General features: G+C 55.8%; 19 protein-coding genes and 2 tRNA genes. 6 read left to right on the forward strand and 15 right to left on the reverse strand.

The window, feature by feature from the left end; translation table 11 throughout:
• Positions 1–38: 38 nt before the first annotated feature.
• Positions 39–128 (reverse strand) — tRNA-Ser (locus K0O24_RS14940).
• 119 nt (positions 129–247) lie between these two features.
• Here K0O24_RS14940 and hspQ point away from each other — a divergent pair.
• Positions 248–625 carry a heat shock protein HspQ gene (gene hspQ, locus K0O24_RS14945; RefSeq protein WP_219893488.1) on the forward strand — a complete coding sequence of 126 codons (378 nt, stop codon included), beginning with the start codon at positions 248–250 and terminating at the stop codon, positions 623–625.
• Here hspQ and K0O24_RS14950 read toward each other — a convergent pair.
• From K0O24_RS14950 to K0O24_RS14975, 6 genes are all read right to left on the reverse strand, one after another.
• Positions 622–1176: a TspO/MBR family protein gene (locus K0O24_RS14950; protein WP_219893489.1), complete on the reverse strand. Its 555-nt coding sequence runs from the start codon at positions 1174–1176 to the stop codon at positions 622–624. The genes hspQ and K0O24_RS14950 overlap by 4 nt on opposite strands.
• Before the next feature lie 40 nt (positions 1177–1216).
• Complete coding sequence (locus K0O24_RS14955; protein ID WP_219893490.1) at positions 1217–3142, reverse strand: TonB-dependent receptor; 1926 nt, start codon at positions 3140–3142, stop codon at positions 1217–1219.
• Between the two features lie 73 nt (positions 3143–3215).
• The gene (locus K0O24_RS14960; protein WP_219893491.1) at positions 3216–5135 is read right to left on the reverse strand and encodes a TonB-dependent receptor domain-containing protein; all 1920 of its coding nucleotides are present in this window, start codon (positions 5133–5135) and stop codon (positions 3216–3218) included.
• Between the two features lie 26 nt (positions 5136–5161).
• Positions 5162–5905, reverse strand: a complete 744-nt coding sequence (locus tag K0O24_RS14965) for a TlyA family RNA methyltransferase (RefSeq protein ID WP_219893492.1) — start codon at positions 5903–5905, stop codon at positions 5162–5164.
• Positions 5905–7185, reverse strand: coding sequence for an MFS transporter (locus K0O24_RS14970; protein ID WP_219893493.1), 1281 nt, complete (start codon positions 7183–7185; stop codon positions 5905–5907). The genes K0O24_RS14965 and K0O24_RS14970 overlap by 1 nt, the downstream gene beginning before the upstream one ends.
• Positions 7186–8139: 954 nt before the next feature.
• Positions 8140–8853: a queuosine precursor transporter gene (locus tag K0O24_RS14975; RefSeq protein WP_219893494.1), complete on the reverse strand. Its 714-nt coding sequence runs from the start codon at positions 8851–8853 to the stop codon at positions 8140–8142.
• 59 nt (positions 8854–8912) lie between these two features.
• On the opposite strand from K0O24_RS14975, the gene K0O24_RS14980 reads away from it, so the two are divergent.
• Positions 8913–8989 (forward strand) — tRNA-Arg (locus tag K0O24_RS14980).
• A gap of 133 nt (positions 8990–9122) precedes the next feature.
• Here K0O24_RS14980 and K0O24_RS14985 read toward each other — a convergent pair.
• The 3 genes from K0O24_RS14985 to K0O24_RS14995 form a co-directional block, all read right to left on the reverse strand.
• Positions 9123–9689, reverse strand: coding sequence for a DnaJ domain-containing protein (locus K0O24_RS14985; RefSeq protein ID WP_219893495.1), 567 nt, complete (start codon positions 9687–9689; stop codon positions 9123–9125).
• Between the two features lie 244 nt (positions 9690–9933).
• Entirely contained in the window at positions 9934–10206 is a 273-nt protein-coding gene (locus tag K0O24_RS14990; RefSeq protein WP_219893496.1) for a hypothetical protein, read from the reverse strand.
• Positions 10207–10257: 51 nt separating this feature from the next.
• Entirely contained in the window at positions 10258–11037 is a 780-nt protein-coding gene (locus K0O24_RS14995) for a hypothetical protein (protein WP_219893497.1), read from the reverse strand.
• 574 nt (positions 11038–11611) lie between these two features.
• On the opposite strand from K0O24_RS14995, the gene K0O24_RS15000 reads away from it, so the two are divergent.
• The 3 genes from K0O24_RS15000 to K0O24_RS15010 are packed head-to-tail and all read left to right on the forward strand — an operon-like array spanning position 11612 to position 14777.
• On the forward strand, positions 11612–13129 hold the full coding sequence (locus K0O24_RS15000) for a cryptochrome/photolyase family protein (RefSeq protein WP_219893498.1): 1518 nt from the start codon (positions 11612–11614) through the stop codon (positions 13127–13129).
• Entirely contained in the window at positions 13126–13470 is a 345-nt protein-coding gene (locus tag K0O24_RS15005; RefSeq protein WP_219893499.1) for a thiol-disulfide oxidoreductase DCC family protein, read from the forward strand. Before K0O24_RS15000 ends, K0O24_RS15005 begins: the two co-directional genes overlap by 4 nt.
• On the forward strand, positions 13467–14777 hold the full coding sequence (locus tag K0O24_RS15010) for an ABC1 kinase family protein (protein WP_219893500.1): 1311 nt from the start codon (positions 13467–13469) through the stop codon (positions 14775–14777). Before K0O24_RS15005 ends, K0O24_RS15010 begins: the two co-directional genes overlap by 4 nt.
• On the opposite strand, the gene K0O24_RS15015 is transcribed toward K0O24_RS15010, so the two are convergent.
• From K0O24_RS15015 to K0O24_RS15035, 5 genes are all read right to left on the reverse strand, one after another.
• A complete protein-coding gene (locus K0O24_RS15015; RefSeq protein WP_219893501.1) occupies positions 14774–14914 on the reverse strand; it encodes a DUF2256 domain-containing protein in 141 nt (46 codons plus the stop codon). The two genes, K0O24_RS15010 and K0O24_RS15015, sit on opposite strands and share 4 nt — an antisense overlap.
• A 48-nt stretch (positions 14915–14962) precedes the next feature.
• Positions 14963–15436, reverse strand: a complete 474-nt coding sequence (locus K0O24_RS15020) for a DUF3429 family protein (RefSeq protein WP_246611044.1) — start codon at positions 15434–15436, stop codon at positions 14963–14965.
• Positions 15437–15950: 514 nt separating this feature from the next.
• A complete protein-coding gene (locus K0O24_RS15025) occupies positions 15951–16877 on the reverse strand; it encodes an alpha/beta hydrolase fold domain-containing protein (protein ID WP_219893502.1) in 927 nt (308 codons plus the stop codon).
• 79 nt (positions 16878–16956) lie between these two features.
• Positions 16957–18084: a serine hydrolase domain-containing protein gene (locus K0O24_RS15030; RefSeq protein ID WP_219893503.1), complete on the reverse strand. Its 1128-nt coding sequence runs from the start codon at positions 18082–18084 to the stop codon at positions 16957–16959.
• Between the two features lie 19 nt (positions 18085–18103).
• Complete coding sequence (locus K0O24_RS15035; protein ID WP_246611045.1) at positions 18104–20356, reverse strand: TonB-dependent receptor; 2253 nt, start codon at positions 20354–20356, stop codon at positions 18104–18106.
• A gap of 221 nt (positions 20357–20577) precedes the next feature.
• Between K0O24_RS15035 and K0O24_RS15040 the strand changes: the two genes are divergently transcribed.
• Positions 20578–21783, forward strand: coding sequence for a TetR/AcrR family transcriptional regulator (locus K0O24_RS15040; protein WP_219893504.1), 1206 nt, complete (start codon positions 20578–20580; stop codon positions 21781–21783).
• The last annotated feature ends 352 nt before the right edge of the window (positions 21784–22135 follow it).

Consider the following 22135-nt stretch of genomic DNA (forward strand, 5'->3'; position numbering starts at 1 on the left):
CAAGTATTTGCAAATAATATAATAAAATCAATGATAACTGGCGGAGAGGCAGGGATTCGAACCCTGGGTACCCTCGCGGGCACGCCGCATTTCGAGTGCGGTGCTTTCGACCACTCAGCCACCTCTCCGCTGATCGCGACTGTTGCGCACAGTCCCGGGTCGTTTACGAATGCGGGCGCTTAACTCAAGCGAAGCCTATTGCCAAGCTAAGCTTGTCATTAAATCGCAACGCACTAAATAAGAGGACATGAACTCCTTTTTCGATCACCAGCCCAAGGCGAAACTGCCAAGCGCTCCTCCGGTTGCTCACGCGCGCTTCGGCATTGGCGATGTTGTGCGGCACCGGATTTTCGATTTCCGCGGCGTCGTGTTCGATATTGATCCCGTTTTCGCAAATAGCGAAGAGTGGTATGAGTCCATTCCGATGGAAGTCCGCCCGGCGCGAGACCAGCCGTTTTATCACTTGCTCGCCGAGGGTGCAGACAGCAGCTATGTTGCCTATGTGAGCCAGCAGAACCTGCTTCGTGACGAGGAAGACGGCCCAGTCCATCACCCGGCCATCCCCGGCCTGTTCGAGAACTTCGACGGGGAACGCTATCCGCTCAAACGGGTTCACCGGCACTAAAGCGCGATTTGCGTGCTCGCTGCTGGCGCTTGCAGTTGCTCTGCATCGGGATTCAATCGTTCCATTTCCCAGGCAAGTACGGTCGCAAACGCCAGCCAGGCAAGGTAGGGCACCATAAGCCAAGCCGCAGCTTTTCGGATGCGACTGAATGAGATGGTCGTCGCGACAGCCAGAACGAAGATCAGCATGATCAGCCAAAGCGCTGCTGTTACCTGGTGGGCGACAAAGAAGACCGGCGTCCAGGAGAGATTCAGGGCAAGTTGCACAAGGAACAGGCCGATTGCGGTCCTTCTGCCCTGCGCACCGCGCGCGTGCAGAATATGCGCGACTGCCAGACCAATGAGGACGTAAAGGGCCGACCACACGGCGCCGAATAGCCAGCCTGGCGGAAACCAGTCCGGTTTGGCGAGCGCATCGAACCAGGGATTCCCGAACCGGCTATTCGAGATGCGGCTCATAAACAGACCCAGGAAAAGAATCGCCGGGACGGTCAACAAGGCCCAACGCAGGAACGACATGCGCAATTGCCCTTTGGACGCCAACTCACTCACGCTGTGTCTCCCAACTCACGGAGACTGAGCTATAGGGCGGTCAAAGGTCCGTCGCCAGCGTCAATGAGTAGCGCCGCGATCCATTCGGCACGAAAAAGCCGCTTCCGCCAGCATTCCAGCCGAACTTGTTGAAAATATTATCAACTGTTCCTCGGATAAGGATCGGCTTGTTGCCAACCGTCAGCCGATAACGCGCGCCAAGGCTGGTGACCGAGCGGGCTGGAATGACCAAAGTGTTTGCGGCATTGGCAGTGCGATTGCTCGTGCTTTCGAACCGCGCTGTCAGCGTGAGAGGCTTGTGCCAGGGAAGGTTCCAATTGAGATTTGCGACATTGTGAAGCTTGAAAGTCCCCACAGGCCTCTCGCCGATCAACCCAAGATCAACCTCCTCGCCGGAAACCTTTGCATCAAGATAGACGGACCCGACGACGAGATTCACACCCGGCGCGATCTGGCCCGAAATGGAAAATTCAAGGCCACGCTTTCGCACGTCGCCGAGCTGACGAAAGCGCGATGCCGTGTCGAGGTTGTAATAAGGCTTTCGCACGTCGAAATAGCCAAGGACCGCCGAGACACCGGGACTGATCGTCCAGCGCAGGCCGAAATCCTTTTGCTGGGTCCGGATTGCTGGTGGTGCCTCATTGCGGTTGACGGCATTTGCCGGCGCGACATCGCTTTCTTCAAGACCGCGGGTATACCCGGCGTAGAGGGCAATATTCTTGACGATGTGCACGGCTGCTGTGGCACTGAACAAATAGGGCGAATCCTTCGTTTCGGGAATCACGCTGGCAGGATCATCAACCTGTTTGGAATAGTTGGTCTTCTGGAGACCCAGGTTCAATTCCCCAACGTCGCGCCATCGCATTTCATAACCGAGACCGAACGTCGTCTGCTTGACATGATCGCGGGTCTTGGCACCGAAGGCTTCGATTGGCGCTGCACGGAAATCTGGCACCAGCGTGCTGCTCGGCCCAAGATCGATTATGTCAGAGCCGCCGTAACGGCGGGAAAGCGAACGTCCGCGAATGGTCGCGTGGATCGTATGGCGTCGCGGTCCCTCTATAAAATTGCGCGAGAGCTTGAATTCTCCCGACGTCGAGCCAAAGAAATTGCCCTTGTCTGCAATGACGACGCGGTCGCCGGCTGCTCCTGAAGGATCGACATTGAACAGCAGATCTGTGTGGTCCATGGCGCCGGAAAAAGTCGAACGAAATATGCCGACGGCAAGATCAAATCCGGCTGCCTTGCCCTGCGAAACGACGCCAATCGTATTCAACCTCGCCTGAGAATCCGCCCATTTCTGGCCAAGAAACCGATTACGAGGGATGCGCGTCGGCAGGAAATTGCCACTCGTAAAGATGAGCGGCTGACTTTCATCGTTGCGGAAATTGATCTGGCTCCAGAAAGGCTGAATGCTGAATTGCGGGATCGGTGCATACCGAAGCGAAACGGCATATGACTCGGTGTGCGGAGAACCGCCCCAAGGATTGCCCTCCCGGTAGAGCCCAGCGCCTGCGATCAAGCCCAAACGATCACCCTGGAGTGGAATCTGCAAGTCGACTTCAGCCGATTTGCCATACCACGGACCGTAATTGAGGCCGATCGAAGTTACGAACTTATCGCCCGGCTTGCGCAAGGAATAGTCAGCAATTCCAGTAGGGGCAGGAAATGGATAGCCTTGGGCGGAAATTCCGACATGCACTGTCGACCCCTCAATCAGCCTATCCGTGATGTTCGATTGCTGGTCGAAATATAAACCTTCGAGGCGCAGATTGCCTGCGGAAACGGGAGAGAAGCCTCGCACATCGTCCGGATTGTAGATCCCGATTTGGACATCGCCCACCACAGTCTTTCCAAAGGCATCTTCAGCGGATGCGACCGCATTATTGTCTGTGCGTTGAGCAAAGGCGGGCATCGCAATTGCGAAGAGCGAAACGCAGGCGAGCAGGGAGAGACGTATGTGCATAAGCTCCCATCACCCTCGTCGACTACGGATGTAATCCTAATTCGACGAACGCTATCGTCGGTTCGATCAAACTTCAAAAATCGGCGGCGAGATTGATGACGGCTTTTCTCGGAAGCGTAAACGTGAATCCACCACTGCTGCTCACCTTCCAACCGTAATCGTTGAAAAGGTTCACAACCTGCCCGCGCAGAAGCAACTTGGCGTTGCCGATCCGGAACCGATATCGAGCGCCCAGCCCGAATGTGGTCCGCGCAGGCGAGGTAAACGTATTGAGCCGATCGCCGGTCGCCCCGGAAAAGCATTCATAAGCGAGATCGAAAGACCAGGCGTCCTGGCCGACAGGTTTCCAGTCAAGATTGGCAATGGCGCGTCGGGCGACTGACCCGGCCGGGCGCGGTCCGATGATGCCGAGGGTTACGGCTTCACCGCTCACTTGCGGGTCAAGCAGCAAGGCGCCGGCCACAGCGGTGACACCTGGCACGACGGTTCCGGCAAGCGAGAATTCGACGCCCCGATTGCTTACGCTTCCCAATTCCCGAAAGCGGTTCGTTGCATCGAGGTTGAAATAGGGCTTTTTGACATTGAACAAGCCGATGATCATGCTGAGTTTTGGCGAAAATGCATAGCGCAGCCCGGCATCCATCTGGCGCGTCCGCAACGCCGGCGGCGCTTCGTTGCGGTTGCTTGCAACGTCCGGGGCTATGGCACTTTCTTCGAGGCCGCGCACAAAGCCGCCATAGGCCGAGAGACCCGGCAAAAGCTCAAGCGTTCCATTGACACTGAAAAGCAAGGGCTTGTCGCGACTTACCAGCGACGGGAGTGTCGGGTTCGCGAAGAGCGTTTGCTTGCGATAGCTGCTCTTTTGGACGGCAAGGCCGAGAGTGCCTGTACCTTTGACATCAAGATTGTAGCCGAGGCCAAAAGTGAACTGCCGAACATGCGATCGATCATCCGGACCGAACGCGAAAATCGGCTGCGGCCGAATATCCGGAACATCGGCAACGCTTGCCCCGAGCGCAATTGCTTGCTGACCGCCAAACAGGCGGCGCTGCGTGCGGCCTCGAACATCTGCCAGAAGCCGGTGGCGAGCTCTGGCGCTGCCCCACGCATAAGTCAGCCGTATCTCTCCCGACGTTGAAGCGGCATAACTGTCCTTGTCGGCAATGATCAGACGATTGGAAATGGAACCGTCGCTTCCGGTGCCCAACGCCAGGTCTGCAAACACAAGTGGATCATCCTTGATGCTGCGAAACACGCCCGCTTCCAGGCGGAAAGACCCAAGGGGCAATTTCGCATAACCGCCATTGGTGATGCCATTTGATTTGCCGTCCGCCCACGGCTGCCCCACAAACCGCCTTCGGCTGACATGCGGTGGCGCAAAGCTGCCGCTTGGAAAAAAGGTTGGAGAGGTCCGCATTTTGGTGACGTGAAAACGGCTGGCAAACACAACGATCTCGGCCCCGTCATAGGGCCTCCAGTCCAGATTGATCCCCGCACTCAGGAAGTTGCCGTCCCGACCTTGCGGGACTCTGGCGAACCGTGTCCCAATTCCCGCCGAGATGCCTAACCTTTCTCCCTGGATCGGCAGCTTCAACTGCATTGATCCCGAAAAATTTCGATAGGATTCAGCTTCGGCATCAATGCTGATGACCCGTTTGCCCTCGTATTTCTCGATCAGCAGGTCTGCAATGCCGGTGGGAGCGGGAAACGGATATCCCTTGGTCGCATATCCAACCCGGACCGCAGAACTGTCCACCAACCGCACTGATGGTGTTGACTGCTGATCGAAGTAGAGACCTTCGATCCGCACATTGCCAGCTTCAATCGGGTTAAAGCCCCTGACCGACTCCGTGGTATAGATGCCGATCTTGTCATTGCCGACGGCGCGCCCGAAGGCATCGTCAGAAGACGTGACGACATTATTGGTGGTGCGTTGCGCGAGAGCCGGCGACGCAATGACCAGCGTGAACAGCAGGAGGGGGCGCAAAAACACGCGACGCCAGTGGCATCGGCTTCCGTTTACGTCAAGCTGACCAATTGGGCAGCGATCAGGAATTCGACATTGCCTTCGGGCCCGGTAATCGGGCTCTGTTCAATGCCCAAACTGCTCCACCCCATAGCGGCGAGCCAGCGCTCGACTTCGAGGCATACACGCAGATGGACAGCAGGATCGCGAACGACGCCGCCCTTTCCCACTTCTTCCCTGCCCGCTTCAAATTGCGGTTTGATCAGTGCCAAAAGCCGCGCTCCTGACTTGGCGAATGTCATGGGTCGTTCAAGGACCTTGGCCAAGCCAATGAAACTCGCATCACATACAATCAGATCTATCGGCTCGGGAATGATGTCCGGGGTCAAATGGCGCGCATTGGTTTTTTCAAGGACAATGACGCGGGGGTCCTGGCGCAATTTCCAGGCGAGTTGATTGGTGCCGCTGTCGACCGCATAGACGCGGCATGCGCCGCGGGTCAGCAGCACGTCTGTGAAGCCCCCTGTCGAGCTACCGACGTCGATGGCTGCGGCTCCCGTCACGTCCCAGCCAAAATGATCGAGCCCGTGCGCCAGTTTAATCCCGCCGCGCGAGACCCACGGATGATCCCGTCCACGCACATCGAGAGGCGCCTCCAGATCGAGTGCTTGCCCGGCCTTCTCGATCTTGCGTTCACCCGAAAAGACGAGACCGGCAAGGATCAGGGCTTGTGCCCGCGCCCGGCTCTCAGCCAGGCCGCGTTCAACAAGAATCTGATCGACACGCGATTTTGCCATCAGTCTTCAGCAATAAGACTTGTGTGCTTCGTGTCAGGCAGAAGAATGAACCCGACCAGCGCGACGCCGATGATGATCGTCAAATACCAGTAAAAGCCCGACTCCGCCCCAATGCGCTTGAACCAAAGGGCAGCATATTCTGCTGTCCCTCCAAACAAGGTGTTCCCGATGGCGTAAGGCAATGACACGCCAAGCGTTCGGATATGCGCAGGGAAGAGTTCCGCCTTGATGAGCGCGCTGATCGATGTGTAGGCACCCAGCAGCGAAAGTGGCACCAGGATCAGGATCAGAGCAAGCAAGGGCGATGTAACGGTCGCAAGAGCCGAAAAGACCGGGACGGTTACAGCCATTCCGGCAAATCCGAAAAGCAGCAGGAGCGGCTTTCGACCCACCCGATCCGAAGCAATGCCCCAAAGCGGCTGCATGGCCATGAACACCACAAGTGCAGCAGTCATCACGGCAGTCGCGGTCTGCTTGTCAAAGCCGCTCGTGTTGACGAGAAATTTCTGCATGTAAGTTGTGTAGGCGTAGAAACTCATGCTTCCGCCAGCAGTAATCATTGCGACCAAAACGAACTCACGCGGATGATGCCGCCAAAGATTGCGCGCATTTGAAACCGGGCGGTCGTGGGATTGCGACTTGAACGATTCCGTCTCGGCGAGGCGGCTTCGCAGGATGTAAACCACAAGAGCCAGCACCGCACCAATCACGAACGGTATGCGCCATCCCCAGCTGTCAAGCGCTGCCTCGCTCAGAAGTAACTGGAGCAGAAGGACGGTCATGAGTGCCGCCAGTTGGCCAGCAATCAACGTCACATACTGAAAGCTTGACCAAAAGCCGCGCGCTGAGCGGGTCGCCATTTCGGAGAGATAGGTTGCGCTTGCGCCATATTCGCCACCCACGGACAAACCTTGCAACATCCTTGCAACCACGAGGAGCAAAGGCGCTGCAACGCCTATGGTTGCAAATCCGGGTGTTACCGCAATCAGGATAGACCCTGCACACATCAGCCCAACCGAAAGCGCCAAGCCGGACTTCCGCCCATGACGATCCGCATAGATGCCCATGATCCAGGCACCAATCGGCCGCATCAGGAATCCCACCGCAAAAATCGCCGCTGTGTTAAGCAGTTGCGCAGTCGGATCGCCATCAGGGAAGAACACCGGCGCAAAATAGATCGAAAGGACCGAATAGGCATACCAATCATACCATTCGACCAGATTACCTGCCGACCCGCCAATGATGGCCTTCAAGCGCGAACGATCAATGCCAGCTGCCATGCACCCTCCCTTTCGACCTGCCTTATGATTGGGGCATGCGAAAGCGACAAGGGCCATTCGCCGGTTGCGCAACCCAATCCCGAGACTATGGGTTGATCATGCGCCGTTCGCTCATACTCGCTGCAAGCCTTTGTCTTTCGGGCTGCGCGACTATCCCCCGACCCGTCGCTCCGCGACCGCAACCAACGATTGCGCCAAAGCCTGCCCCCCTCCCCCCTCGCCCGATCGCACTTGATTGGAAGGATCGTTCCTTTTCGAAAGGGGTCTGGACTTTGGTTCAGGATACCGCCGGGATCTCAGCCCGTTTCGGACCTCCAGGCATGGAGCCGGAATTTAGCTCGGCCTGCGTCGGTGCAACCGGAATAGTAAAGTTTGCCAGAGCGGGATCGCTCCCGGAGCTGATGACCGCAACAATGATGCTGGCATCAACAGACACGTCAAAGAGCTATCCTGCGATCAATAGCAACAAGACACCTGCCACTATCGTGTCGCAAACATCTGCCGATGATCCTCACCTGGATTCGCTGGCCTTCAGCAGAGGACGCATGCTTGTCTCAATCGTCGGAACAGAGGAGCTCGTCATTCCGTCCTGGCCCGAATTCGCGCGCGTGGTCGAGGAATGCAGATCGCGACGCGCTCCGGCTGCCGCAGCTGCCTCGCAACCGTCCAAATCTGACGCCAAAATAAATTAAATCAAGCCTTGATCGCGCAGTCACTTTGACTCATCATCCAGCGCGTGGCGGAGACGTCACATGGCTCTTCAACTAGCGCGAAAGGAGGTGATCCGATGTCTCATGGTTCAGCACAGAGGTCGGATATGTTCGTTCGGGAGATGCGCGCCTAACACAATTGGCTGCCCATGGTCTCCCGCGCATCGGAACGTCTCCGATCGCTGACCATGTCAAGGGTTGCCGGACCGAAGGGTCCGGCAGCCTTTTTCATTTGAGTCGAATGCTAGACCGCGGTCTTGAACGGTGTAAAATCCGTGTGCCGATCGAATATGTCCACACCTTCATGACGCTTGAGCCAACCGACGACCATATAGGTCACTGGCGTAAGCACCGCCTCCCAGCTGACCTTGAGGGCCCAGTTTGTAAGCATTACGGTCAACACCTGGTTCGTGCTCCACACCCCATAAAAGGCAAGTGGGTAAAAAATCAGGCTATCGACAGCCTGGCCAAAAACCGTCGACCCGATGGTCCGGGTCCAGAGATATTTGCCGGCGGTCATGATTTTCATGCGCGCTAAAACAAAAGAGTTCACGAACTCTCCGGCCCAAAAGGCAACGATGGAGGCCAACACAATGCGAGGCACCTGACCGAACACACTTTCATAGGCTTCCTGCCCGGTCCATCCAGCGGCAGGGGGCAAACTGACGACAACCCAGCTCATGAATGCCATGAAAATGAGCGCTGCAAACCCCACCCATATGCACCGCCGGGCATGGGCATAGCCGTAGACTTCGGTGAGCACGTCACCGATCACGTACCCGATCGGGAAGAATAAGATGCCTGCTCCGAAGGTGAAGCCGCCTAACGTCGAGAGTTTGGCGGCGCCAATCAGGTTTGAAAGCAGCAGGATTGCCACGAATGCAGCCATCACCACATCGAAGGCCCTGAATTGCCTTATCGAAGAGGCCTCAACGGCAGAAAGTTCTTTTTCGCTCATAAGCTGCTTAGCTTAACGCGGTTTCCCTCCCGCGCAATCCACACTATGGGGCAATCAGCGCGCCCGTAGCTCAGCTGGATAGAGCACGAGCCTTCTAAGCTTGGGGCCACAGGTTCGAATCCTGTCGGGCGCGCCAAACTCCGTCACTTTGAATGTTTCCTAAAACCGAAAGGTGACTTTTAGGTAACATTTAAGCGCGAGAAGCAGCCGTTTCCTAATGAGAACAAGGCAGGCTTCCCAACCGCCCTGCTGGACGCCAATGGTATGGTCTACAGGGGATCGCCCGATTGCGTAATTCGAAGCTTTTCGACCACTGAGGTTTGGGACATAGAAATTACGTGATCGACGCCCTCAATGGTGATTGCCAAGGTTCCTTGTTCGGTGATCTCGATGAAACCCTTCGACTTGAGATACCAAATATGAAACTCAAAGTGCTCATCTGAGCAGTTCAACATCACCTGGACGAAATATCGGCCAACACCAGCATCCTGGGCATGCTCCCGCCTTCTCTTATAGAGATGGAGAAGAATCCTGGCATGTGCATCTGCATCAGAGATTGCCAATGCTTCATCGAGATTTAGGTCATCTTTTGAGGGAAACTTGAAACCCGTTCTTTTTGAGTAAAGGATATTATACTTATCGCGCTCAGCCGGAGTTCTGAGGGCCCTGTAGGCCTCAACGACGTCATTGAATCTTTGGGCGTCCGCCGTGTCGATATGGTCGGGGTGGTACATCTTTGCCAGCCGACGATAGGAAGCTTCAAGCACCTTCGTGTCGCAATTTGGTTTGACCTGCAAAACCTTGTAAAAGTCTACAAAGTGTTCGCTATCATCCATCGGAAAATCGCTCCCATCGGTGCCTGGGCACAGCCTTATCTCTGACATTCGATAATTCAAACATAAGTCTGCAAATTGTGCGAATGATCATGTGTGCGAGAGGTATGCCAAAGCATATCGCTCGGCGGTATATCCGAAATTGTTTCGGATTTACCTCAGTTTTCATTTTCGCCCTATTTTGTCGCGAAATCTTTTTGCCGGATTCAAGTAATTCGGCACAGCGCCGGAGATGTTCGTCACTCGCTTAATCCTGAACCGCGATGATTGCCTCTGCAGTCGTGCCAAGGGCTGCCGCAATGGCCTCCGGTTCCTCTTGTGCGGGCATGTCAGTTGCCCGCTCGATTTGAAGCAGTCGCGCGAGCGGAATTTTCGACTTTCGGGATAAGGTCGGGAACGAAATTGCCAGTTGATAGGACCACACCTGCAGCCATGGCTCTCCGTCCAGAACTCGCTGCTCTGCGGCAGGGCCTAGTGTCTTGACTGATGGCGGGGGTGCCTTGCGACCTTTGTTTCTCATTGTTTCTTTTTGGCCCAAATGAGCACAACAAGGAAGGCCGATTAAGCATACTCAACAGCGCGGCATTGCACTCGTGACTGTTGGACGCGATTTCGATCCGGTGCCGCGATAGTCCGCAGCGGCTCGGATGCAATAACCTGAGGCGGTCTTGGCCGGTATCAAGGCTATTTCGTCCCCATATGAAGCAGACGGAGCGATGGCTGTAACGGAAGTCGCTGAGTAGGCGACAGGCGCTACAGCCGTTGGCATTGGAGAGTTGTAAACAGGTGCCGCTGCCATTGTCACAGGCGCGCCCGGCAGCTGGACCGGCAAATCTTCTTTTGTGTGGGCAATCAATTCGCGACCACTAGGGATTACGGCGGTTCGACCAGTCACAAGTGCGCCAAAAATGCCAACAGCAACTACTGCGCCTACTGTTGCGACGGTGTTGCCCTCGCCCTCCTGGCGATATTTTCCTTCAATTGGCACCCTCATACCACCGACGTCGATATGGCGCAGTTCGATATCCATTTTGCCCGATTTTCCAAAGGCACCCTTGTGAGTGATCCAAGTTATTTCGCCCGTCGCGCGGGCTCCCTTTGGAATTATTACATATCCGCTGAGCATCACGTTTTGGGCCACAGTGAGAGAAAAAGTCTCTCCTTCGCGGCTCTTTTTGCTCGTGATTTCATTGTTTACGATCAGAGAAATTTCGGTGTTCGCTGGCAACACTATCTGGTTCGGCTGAGCGACTTGAGCTATCAATGTTGGCGGCTGGTTCGTTTGTCCGGTCGCAGAAGAGGAGATGATGAGTCCCATCGCGTTCAAACTAAAAAGAAAAATATTTTTCATGATTGCCCCCAATCACTATAAGATTATTTTACATAGTCTGGGAAAACAATCGATATGAGTCAATGTGGAGCCAAATGATTGGCCCAAATTGGCACGATATTTAATTGGCTGTCTATTAGGCATTGGGGCATTATGACGGGCAGTGACTATCTCTATATCACCCCCCCAGCCTCGAATTTCCAGGAGGTCATCGCAAGGCCTATCTTACCTTGATCTTGGCAACGGCCTTGGCTGTCATAGGTGTCAGTTCGCTCACTCCGCGCGGCTACTTTCATCCGTCAACAATTTAAGCGCGGGAAGCGGGAGCTAGCGAAAAGAAAATCGGTCGGTAACTTCCCCATATAGCCGCAACGTCAATGGAGTCTGCTTTCAGGATGAAATTCGTCAAGCCGCAATGCCGCCTTTGGGGTGGTTAGCAGACTGTCCGCTTTTGGGATGAGCTTCGAAATGCGGACATGCATCAAACGACATGTCCGGTTGAAAACCATTCGGATCCGTCGGACCATCTCGGGCGGGAAAGCTGCCCTACAAGACAGGTTGGGCAATGAGGCAGCCACATTTAGAAGGCGCCGAGATGCAACCGCGCCTCATCCTTGTTTTAGGTGATCAGTTAACGCCGAACGTCGCGGCCATTCGCGCAGGCGATCGGGCCCGCGATGTGGTGCTCATGGCGGAAGTGATGGCTGAGGCAAGCTATGTCAGGCACCATCAGAAAAAGCTGGCCTTCGTCTTTTCTGCCATGCGCCATTTTGCCGAGGAACTGCGGCAGATGGGCTGGCAGGTAGATTATGTACAGCTCGATGATCCTGAGAACAGCGGGACGCTGAGAGGTGAAGTGAAGCGCGCGTTGGCGCGAAACGAGCTGCTGGAAACGCTGGTCACGGAGCCCGGTGAATGGCGATTGATGCAGGCGATGCGGGGTTGGAGCGCGACGAAGGTGCTGCCCGACGATCGCTTTGCTGTCGACCACCGCGGCTTTGCCCGATGGGCACAGGAACGCAAAAGCGTCCGCATGGAGCATTTCTATAGGCTGATGCGGCGCAAGACCGGTCTGTTGATGGACGGCGAGCAGCCTGTCGGTGGCCGATGGAATTTCGATGCGGATAACCGCAAGCCGGCAACAAGCGGCCAGAATATGCCCGAGCCGCTGCGCTTTTCGCCCGACATCATCACCCGTGAAGTGATGGATCTGGTCGCCAAACGCTTTTCCAACCACTTCGGCGATCTTGAGCCATTCTGGTTCGCCACTACCCGGGCAGATGCAGAGGCGGCGTTTGCTCATTTCCTGCAAGTGGGTCTGGCGGATTTTGGCGCCTATCAGGACGCGATGCTGCGCGACCAAAAGTTCTTGTGCCATTCAGTCATATCAACCTATGTCAATGTTGGCTTGCTGGATCCGCTTGCTGTTTGCCGTGCGGTCGAGGCAGAATGGCGCGCAGGGCGGGTGCCGCTCAACAGCGCAGAAGGCTTCATCCGCCAGATCATCGGTTGGCGCGAATTCATTCGTGGCATTTATTGGTGGCGCATGCCCGGGTATGACGGCAGCAATGCGCTGGAAGCCCGCCGTCGATTGCCCGCATTTTACTGGAACGCCGATACGCCCATGGCCTGCCTCCGCGCCTGCATCAAGCAGACCCGGCAGGAAGCTTATGCCCATCATATCCAACGGCTGATGGTCACAGGGAATTTCGCGCTGCTTGCTGGGGTTAATCCGCACGAACTGCATGAATGGTATCTGGCGGTTTATGCAGATGCCTATGAATGGGTCGAGCTGCCCAACACGATTGGTATGAGCCAGTTTGCAGACGGCGGCCTGCTTGCTTCCAAGCCCTATGCGGCGAGCGGCGCATATATAGACCGCATGTCCGACTATTGCGGCGACTGCGCCTATAATGTGAAGGCGAAAGCTGGACCAAAGGCGTGCCCATTTAACTACCTCTACTGGGATTTCATCGCCCGCCACCGAGAGCGGCTCAAAGAGAACCCGAGGATGGCACAAATGGTGCGAACTTGGGACAAGTTCAGCGACGCTCGCCAGGCGGAGATCAAGAGCGACACGGCAAAGTTTCTCAGCAGTCTCTCCGGCGCATGAAACAGCTTGTCGTTTGGTATGATCGGAGCTGCCCTTTATGCAGACGCGAGATAATGCTCATGCGTCGGCTGGATCGTAGCGGACGAATTCAGTTTGTCGATGCGGCTGATCCCGGCACGTCTTGCCCATCGGATCGCGCAGAAATGCTCGCCCGGTTTCATGCCATGGAAAATGGCGAATTGCTGTCCGGTGCTGCGGCCTTTGCGGCGATGTGGCGTGCGATTCCGTTGCTCTGGCCGCTCGGCATGGCAGCGCGACTACCCGGTGCAGAGCGACTGCTCAATTGGGCCTATGGGCATTTTCTTAAGATCAGGCCGCGCCTGCAAGGGATGTTTGAATGAGGGATGATCGGTATCGTACTGTGCCTTCCGGGCGGCTGTCGCGCCTGACTTCTTTCGGCCAGCTGGCAGGCGGGATTGCGGGTAATGTACTTGCGGAGGGCGTGCGCAGACTGGCTAGCGGTGAACGCCCTCACATCTCAGACCTCTTGCTGACGCCTGCGAACGTGACGTGCGTGACCAATCAGCTGTCGAAGCTGCGCGGGGCAGCAATGAAACTGGGGCAGATGATCTCGATGGATGCTGGCGATATTTTGCCTGCCGAGTTGACAGCGATCCTTGCCCGACTACGCGACTCCGCACACTATATGCCAACAGTTCAGCTCAACAAGGTGCTGATTGCCGAATGGGGCCCAGATTGGCGGCGCAAGTTCAAACATTTTGAGGCTACCCCGATCGCTGCGGCTTCGATCGGCCAGGTGCACCGCGCGACGTTGCGTGATGGGACTGTTCTGGCGATCAAGGTGCAGTACCCGGGTGTTGCCGACAGCATCAATGCCGATGTTGATAACGTCGCCAGCCTGTTCCGCATGGCCAAACTGTTGCCAGGCACACTCGACATTGCTCCGTTGCTGGCTGAGGCCAAAAAGCAGTTGAGCGAAGAAGCCGACTATGTGCGCGAGGCAAATCAGATGCGGCGCTACAAAAAACTGCTGGCGAATGATCCTGCATTTTTGGTGCCGACACCCTATGATCCTTTGTGTGGCAAGCGCGTCTTGGCGATGGATTTCATTTCTGGCCAGTCAATTGAAAAGCTCGAAACTCATCCGCAAAAGGTACGGGATGAGGCTATGTCAGCTTTATTGGACTTGGTCCTCAGAGAACTTTTTGAGTTCGGCTATATGCAATCTGATCCCAATTTCGCCAACTATCGTTGGCAAGCGGAGAGTGGGAAGATCGTCTTGCTGGATTTTGGTGCCGCGCGCCCTGTGCTTGCACAAACCGTGGAAGCCTATCGTCGGCTGATGCAAGCAGGCCTAAATGGCGACAGCGATGCCCTTCGCGATACATTGCTCGAGGCCGGCTTCATGTCACCCCTGGTATTGCAGCATCATCGGCCAGCACTCGACAACATGATCAAGTTGTTGGTGGCACATTTGGGTAAGCCTGGCCTGTTCCACTTCGCTGATCGCAGCTTCGTCGATGAGGTTCGCCGTCAAGGCGAAACCATCGTCGCTGATCGGGCAGTCTGGCACATACCACCAGCTGATACTCTGTTCGTTCAGCGCAAGGTAAGTGGCACTGCATTGCTGGCGATCAAGATGAATGCACGCCTGCCACTGAGGGAAATGGTCACGAAACGGCTTTAGGTTGACCGCTTTGCCGACCGACACCTGTCGGAGCAAAACCTGACATTCGCCCAATCGCGCTCCCATTTCTTTCGCCAGGTGAAGGGCAAGCCGCAAGAAGCACATACCTTGGTCGGCAGATCAGACTTTTTGCGCATTTTGGCCACTATGCACGTAACGCAATGGCCGCACGTTTGCCGAATACTTCAACCATTGCTGGCCACAGTGATCGCGCCAATCAAAATCGTAGTAGAGCCCAAACCCAATGACGCGATGATCCGCGCCAAGATCCATGTCGGCGTGCTGACCGCTATGCCAATGATGCGCCAATCGACCAAGAAGCTGGCAGTAATTGCAATCCCTAAAAAAATCAGCTGCGGACCGGGCCAACTCCAACCCCAAATCCATGGCAGGAATAGCGCGAACGAGAGAAGCGCTGGCAGCACGGCTATGACAAATATTGCTTGCTCTTGCGGCCGTGTCGTGAGCGCGACACCCCACCAATAACCTCCCAAAAAGCTAAAAATGGAAGCAGCATAAGCAAACGCTGCAACGGGCGCAGTCCACAATGCCGCGCTATCGGTCAGGGTGGAGAACAGGAAAAGAAGCTGAGGCACAATGGCAATGAGCGTCAGGAAACAGGCGGTTTTGAGCTGCTGTGTGTTTGTCGGTTCAGACACTTCTTTCCAACTTTCTTGTGGTGTCAATTTGCAAAGTCCTCTTCCCTTGCGCCGGTCACACTGGCGCGGACCACTTCATGAAAAGAAATAAGCAGCAACGTATAGTTGGACGATGTGACCCCCGGTCTATGTGGGTGACCATCGATTTGCAGTTCTCATACAAGGCATGATGGACCAGCAAAGATGCCCAATGGGGCAACTTCCGGGATGGGAAGCGGACATAGGCAGCGGAACAGCATATGTCAGCAAACACCAACATTCCGGATATCGAAGGTGCCAGCAGCTATTCCTGATAATCGACGTTTGTTCATGTAGCGTCACCAGCTGACGTACGGCTGTTCTTGAGCCGGTTGAAGACTGTCCGGATTCCGCGAAGAGAAACGGGCAAGATATCATTCGGGCGTTCCCACGCATCGCTCGGATCCGAACTTTGATGCTGTCGCCGAACGCTGGCATTGCGCTCTTCGATGCCGATGCAATCGGTTCCAGCTGGCGGCTTGCGCGCAAAGAGGTGTCAGATTGGCTCGACTGAAGGCAACTCGATGTGCGACGCGATCCATTGCGACACATGCCGGAGCGCTTGGTGCGCTTCATGCAGGTGCGGGAAATACGCCTGGAACACGTGGATCATCTCAGGCCATACCTCGAGTGTTACTTCCACCCGCTCTATCCCGGCGCGCTCTGCCAACATCAGGCTGTCGGACAGCAGCATCTCCTCGCTGCCAACCTGGATCAGCATTGGTGGCAGGCCGCGGAGGTCGGCAAGCGCGGGGGAGGCATAGCGGGCGGACGGTTCCTGCCCTCTGAGATAACTGTCACGCATCATCGACATCGATTGGACGCAGACGACTGGATCGCGCTCCGCACACTCCCGGTGTGATCCCCCCGAGAAGGTGAGGTCAAGCCATGGTGAGAAAAGCACCAGCCCGCCGGGCACCGGGATGCCGCGGTCTAGCGCCATCAGCGCCATTGCCGCGGCGGCCCCGCCGCCAGCGCTGTCGCCCATCGCAACGATTCCACTTGCCGAATGTCTCTCGGTAAGCAGTGCGGAGTAGGCGGCAAGAGCGTCCTCAATCGCCGCAGGGTAGGGCTGCGCGACCGACAACGTATATTCGATGCTCCACACTGGCACTCGGCAAACCTTGGCTATCAGCGCGGTCAGTGCCCGGTGCGTGCGTGCGCTCCCGATCGCGTAGCCGCCGCCGTGGAGATAGAGGATGCAGCCCCGCTCCGCCGCGCAGTCTTCAGGCGTAAACCATAGACCGTCGACACCGCCGAGCCTGCGCGGTTCTTCACGGACTCCCTCTGGCATCGGCAGGCTCGCGCTAAACTCCTCCATATCGCTCGCCATTTCTGCGATCGTCGGCACAGGTTTGCGCGCGGCGAATAGCATGGCCTTCAACTCTTGCGGCGTCATCGCGGACGATTCCTTCGGCTTCATTTGAATTTGCAGGTCGGCGTAAGTCCAAAGATCTTGGGCACACTTTTTTTCTGCGGCCAATCCGATCAGGTCATCGACTTCACGAAGAGAGTGATGCGTAAACCGAATCTACTAACGCCACATTGCGCGGATCTCCCATAAGATCCGTGCCCATGCGATTCATTGTATAGGCCAGCCCAAGCTTACATGTGGGATCGGCGAAAGCGAAAGATCCACCCCAGCCAGAATGACCGAACGCACCTTCATTCGGGCCATAGACTCCATCGGAATTGCGCAGAAATCCGCAGCCCCAACTTGCCGGGATGCTCAGGATAGCATCCATTCCGCGAATCTGCTCATCGGTTGCTGTCGCTATCGTCTTGCGGGAAACCAGCTGACGCCCATCAAGATCGCCTGAACCTGCCAAGGCACCATAGAGTTTCGCCAGACCGCGGGCGGTAGCGAAGCCATTGGCGGACGGGATTTCTGCCGCACGCCAGGCGTCAGTATTCGGCAACAAGGGATCAATAATTGGATTCGCCATGGCGGCTAATTGCGCTTCAGTTGGCTCCCCGACCATGCCGGTTGAACTCAACTCGGGAGGAGCAAGCATTGTTGCCGCGCTTTGCGTCCGTTCCTCAGGCAGGCCGATATGAATGTCGAGGTCGCCAAATTCGTCTTTGACAAACTGCTTGATCGTCCTTCCTTCCGCGCGCCGGAAAAGTGCGGTGGCCAGGAAACCGATCGTGATTGCATGATAGCCTGACTGTGTGCCTGGCTCCCAGAACGGTTCGGCGGCCGCCAACCGTGCTGCTGCCCGTTCCGCGTCATAAAAATCTTCGATTGTCGCAGGATTTCTGAAACCACACAGGCCGGCCTGGTGCGAAAGCAACATACCAACAGTTACATTCTCTTTGCCTGCCGCGCCGAACTCTGACCAGTACTTGGCAACCGGCGCATCATAGTCGATCTGGCCACGCTCGGCGAGCATGGCAAAGCAAGCCGCGGTCACGCCCTTGGTGGTCGACCAGACATTGGCAAGGGTGTCCGCCTGCCATGGACGACCCAATGCCGGATCCGCAACACCTCCCCAAAGGTCGACAACCAGTTCTCCATCAATCACAAGGGCAACAGCGGCGCCGATGTCCGAGCGTTCCGAAAAATTGGCTAAAAAAGCCTGGCGAACCAATTCGAAGCCTGGAGCGGCCTTGCCCTGGATAGCAGTCATTGCGTTTGGTTCCTCTGGATTAGAAGCATTTGGTCGCGCTGATGCCATAGGTCCGCGGCGCACCATAAACCCGGAAGCCGACGCCAAGCACGGTCTGATTGACGCCTTGCGTCACATATCGCTTGTCGCCCAAATTCTTTCCCCAAATGGAGAAATCCCAATCTCCCTTGCGCAGGACTGATGCCCGGGCGTTCCAGACCCAATAACCTTTTGTTGCGATGATCGGATCGTTCAGAGCGTCCTTGAAAGCACTGGATTGATAGCGGCCATCGACGGCGAAGCGGGCAGAGATCGTGTCAGCCAGCGAGAACTCGTATGACGCGCCGGTATTGAAACTGAGCTTCGGGGCGTCGGGGAGCCGGTTTCCGGCGGGAACGTTGCCGCCGGAAGATGCGAAGCTGCCGAGTTTTGAATGCAGAAGGCCAAGGCCCGCATTTAGTGTCAGCCCGTCTAGCGCCGCGGGTGATAGCGTGAGGTCTGCATCGATGCCATATATTTCTGCCGAATTTACATTGCCGAGCCGCTGGATCGGCAGGCCGCCTACAAAGTCGCGAATAAAAGTCTGCACGTCATTATAGTCATAGTAGAAGGCGCTTATCGAGTACCCCAGACCAGCGGATGGAGCGCGTCCCTTGATGCCGATTTCATAGGCAATCAGTTTTTCCGGACGGTAGGGGATAAGTTGCCCAGAGTTCGTCGCAACGCCCGCAAAAAAACCGCCGCTCTTGATGCCCTGTGTTGCTGATGCGTAAACCAGCATTCGCGCGCTTGGTTTCCAGTTAAGACCAAGTTTCCACGACCAGTTCTTGTCGGTAATCTTGGCATTGCTGACAGCCAACGGAATTGGGGGGGAACCAAATGGTGCACCGGTGAGGGCGCTGCCAGGTGCGAGCGATACCAGATCAGTTGTTCCGCCAATATTCGTTCGGCGTTCGGAAGTGTAGCGAGCGCCTGTGACAAGTTTGAGTGTATCGGCGAGGCGCCATTCCCCATTTGCAAAAATCGCGGCCGACTTTGATCGCTGATCAGATGACGTGAAGGTTGTCGTATTGAACAACGCCGAGAGATTGCCTGAATAGGATGTTTCCACGTGATCCTTGGAGTAGAATCCGCCAATCAACCAGTTCACCAGTTGGGTGTCGCGGGACAAACGCAGTTCTTGTGAAAATTGCTTCACCCGGTCATCGGTTACAAAATCCAGTTGGGGCAATGGTCCAGCATCGGTATCGGCCGACCATTGGCGATCGAATTTGATATAGCCAGTAACCGAAGTCAGTGTCGCAAAGCCCAGATCGGCCTGGACGCGTGCCGTCGTGTTGACCTGGTTCACATCATAGTCGGGGCTAACTGACCAGTTTCCTCTAAATGGATTGCCATCGGTATCGGTATAACCAAAAAAATCTGAACACTGCGGTGCGCCGGGACAAGTCACACCAGCGGGAAGACTTGGTGTCGGGAAGGCACCAAAAAACTCTGCAGAACCGAGCTCGGAGCGGCTCCGTTGTCCCTCCACCTTCAAGAGCACCTCGACCCCATCAGACGGCTCCCAAAGCGCCTGCGCGCGGCCGAGCAGAACCTCCCTGCGGCCGATATCCCGATTAAGGCGTTGATTGAAATAATAGCCCTTGTCCTGGAAAATTCCCTTGCCGGCGAAGCGCAGCGCAAGCGTGTCGCTCACTGGAACGTTGACCATCGCTTCGACGTCTTTTGCCTGATAGTTACCCCAAGAACCGCCCAATTTGCCTGTCACACCTGCTAGACTCGGTCGCGCGGTCACAATGTTCAGCGCTCCGGCGGTCGCCGTCCTGCCATAAAGTGTGCCTTGTGGGCCCTTGAGGACTTCAAGACGCTCGATATCAAAGAAATCGAAATTCATCAGTGCGAGCGAACTCAATGAAACTTCATCGACATAGACACCAGCGCTCGGGTTGTTCGTCGCGCTGAAATCGTTCAGGCCGACGCCGCGAATTGTAATGACAGGAACAAGGCCGGGAATGTTGTCCTTTACTGACACATTTGGCGTGAAACTGACCAAGTCGGTTACCGCCTCAATCCGTTTTGTTGCCAGCGCCTCCGCACCGGCGACAGACAGGGTGATCCCGACGTCGAGAGTGCTTTGAGCCCGCTTTTGTGCGGTCACGATGATCTCGCCGCTATCATCACTCGGGGTAGTGTCCTGAGCCTGAGCTTGCGCGGCGGCGCCAAGTGCAAGAGCCGATGCGGCCAGCAAAGTCATATGGCTGTGCGCGTGCAGAGTTTTGCGAGATTTCATGATCAATCCTCCCAAGATTGTGTGCTGCCGTTTATTTCGACATTCTGGTATGTCTCCAGACATCATAGAAAAAACACTTTTGCAAGCAAATTCGACAACGGAGTATGAATACACTCCTCTACGAAAAAATTGTGGCATTGTCCGGTTCGGATGCTAAACCAGTTCTCATGGTTGAACTGTTGGCCCAAACACCCTCTGGCACGTCACGGCCCAGACATGCAGTGAAACGGCAGATTTTGCTCGAAGAAGCAGCGCGCCAGATCAACGATCGAGGTGCCGGGGCGGTCAGCCTGAACGATATTGCCGAACGTGCCGGCCTTTCGCGCAATGCGCTTTACTACTACGTTACAGATCGCGCTGATCTGACTTTTCAGTGCTATTTGAGGACCTGTGAGTCAGCGACGGAGAACTTGGCTATTGCCTATGAGCAGGGCGCCAACGCTCTTGAACGGATCCGCATTTATACTGAAAGAACTCTGAGTTACGAGCGCCCTACACTGGCGGCGCTTTGCGATCCGGATTTCCTTCCGGAGCCGCATCGTGCCACGATCTTGGACCTTGACCGACGCAACATCGAGACACTGGAAAATTTCATCACGGATGGGGTGCATGAAGGCATCATTCGTCCCGTCCATACCGAAATTGCTGCACAGACCCTGCATGGAATGATTAACTGGACACAGCTGTCTTACAAGTGGCTGAACCAGAAGGATGGCAAGGCACTTCGCAAGCGCGTCACTGGCTCAATCTTGGACCTGTTCTTTCACGGCCTTGCTGCAAGCGAGGGCAAGAGCTTTGCATGCCCGATCGATGTCGCGACGCTGACAGCGAGGCCATTCAATGCTTTTGATCGCGCGCAAGCGACACAGGAAAAAATGGCACAACTCGTGGCAGCAGCATCACGCCTGTTCAATCGCCGTGGCATCGACGGGGCATCGCTCGATGATATCAGCGCGAGTGTCGGCGCGACAAAAGGCGCAGTGTATCATTATTTCGACGACAAGATGCATTTGATTACGCAATGCTATGAGCGTGCATTTGATCTTTATTCCATGTTCGTTGATGTGGCGCTGGCACAAGGGACAACAGGCTTCGAGCGCTCAATGATGGTCATGCACCTTAATTCGCAAGCGCAGGCTGGGCCCACACCGCCCCTCATGCTCCAACCAGGGTTGCTGTCCGTTCCCGAAAGCCACCGTGCGCGCTTCATGCTGCAATCACAGGAGATTTGGCGACGCTGCGAAGCGATGATCCGTGAAGGAGTTGAAGACGGAAGTTGCCGACCCTGCGATGCTCGTGCAGTTGCAGACGTCTCTGCAGGTGCCTTCCTGTGGCTCCACAAATGGCTGCCAGAGAATTATGTGCTGACACCATTCCAAGTTGCGGACGAACAATGCCGCATTTTGATCAATGGTGTCGCTCGTTGATGCGAAGCGCGATCCGATGCCTGAACGAGCATTATTCAGGCAAGCTAAAGGGCCGACTTCGTGCAGTGACCAACTTGGATCGAGCGGCTTTGTATTGGAGCGTATTGGAGCGAAGTTGTCGCTTAATCCACGCATGAACGAACGACGGGCAATCCTGATTGAGCCCGCTAAAGAGGACGTTCCGGAGTGCCCCACTTCTCAGGAGTTTGAGGACTGAAATTGTATGTCCGCAATGGGGTCGAAAATGGTCTAGCCGCAATGCCGCGTTTGGCGTGGTTAGCGGACATTGGCATTGCGACACACGCACACTCGGCCCAACCCCAACGCTGCCAACCCGCTAACCGGTTCAATT

The organism is Aquisediminimonas profunda, assembly GCF_019443285.1.
GTDB lineage: Bacteria > Pseudomonadota > Alphaproteobacteria > Sphingomonadales > Sphingomonadaceae > Aquisediminimonas > Aquisediminimonas profunda.

Coding starts and splice junctions, on each gene's coding strand:
- K0O24_RS14970 (WP_219893493.1), bottom strand. CDS start 7,185: ATGGCAGCTGGCATTGATCGTTCGCGCTTGAAGGCCATCATTGGCGGG.
- K0O24_RS14955 (WP_219893490.1), bottom strand. CDS start 3,142: ATGCACATACGTCTCTCCCTGCTCGCCTGCGTTTCGCTCTTCGCAATT.
- K0O24_RS15010 (WP_219893500.1), top strand. CDS start 13,467: ATGAGGGATGATCGGTATCGTACTGTGCCTTCCGGGCGGCTGTCGCGC.
- hspQ (WP_219893488.1), top strand. CDS start 248: ATGAACTCCTTTTTCGATCACCAGCCCAAGGCGAAACTGCCAAGCGCT.
- K0O24_RS14995 (WP_219893497.1), bottom strand. CDS start 11,037: ATGAAAAATATTTTTCTTTTTAGTTTGAACGCGATGGGACTCATCATC.
- K0O24_RS14990 (WP_219893496.1), bottom strand. CDS start 10,206: ATGAGAAACAAAGGTCGCAAGGCACCCCCGCCATCAGTCAAGACACTA.
- K0O24_RS15035 (WP_246611045.1), bottom strand. CDS start 20,356: ATGAAATCTCGCAAAACTCTGCACGCGCACAGCCATATGACTTTGCTG.
- K0O24_RS15005 (WP_219893499.1), top strand. CDS start 13,126: ATGAAACAGCTTGTCGTTTGGTATGATCGGAGCTGCCCTTTATGCAGA.
- K0O24_RS14965 (WP_219893492.1), bottom strand. CDS start 5,905: ATGGCAAAATCGCGTGTCGATCAGATTCTTGTTGAACGCGGCCTGGCT.
- K0O24_RS14985 (WP_219893495.1), bottom strand. CDS start 9,689: ATGGATGATAGCGAACACTTTGTAGACTTTTACAAGGTTTTGCAGGTC.
- K0O24_RS15030 (WP_219893503.1), bottom strand. CDS start 18,084: ATGACTGCTATCCAGGGCAAGGCCGCTCCAGGCTTCGAATTGGTTCGC.
- K0O24_RS14975 (WP_219893494.1), bottom strand. CDS start 8,853: ATGAGCGAAAAAGAACTTTCTGCCGTTGAGGCCTCTTCGATAAGGCAA.
- K0O24_RS15025 (WP_219893502.1), bottom strand. CDS start 16,877: ATGAAGCCGAAGGAATCGTCCGCGATGACGCCGCAAGAGTTGAAGGCC.
- K0O24_RS15015 (WP_219893501.1), bottom strand. CDS start 14,914: ATGCGCAAAAAGTCTGATCTGCCGACCAAGGTATGTGCTTCTTGCGGC.
- K0O24_RS15000 (WP_219893498.1), top strand. CDS start 11,612: ATGCAACCGCGCCTCATCCTTGTTTTAGGTGATCAGTTAACGCCGAAC.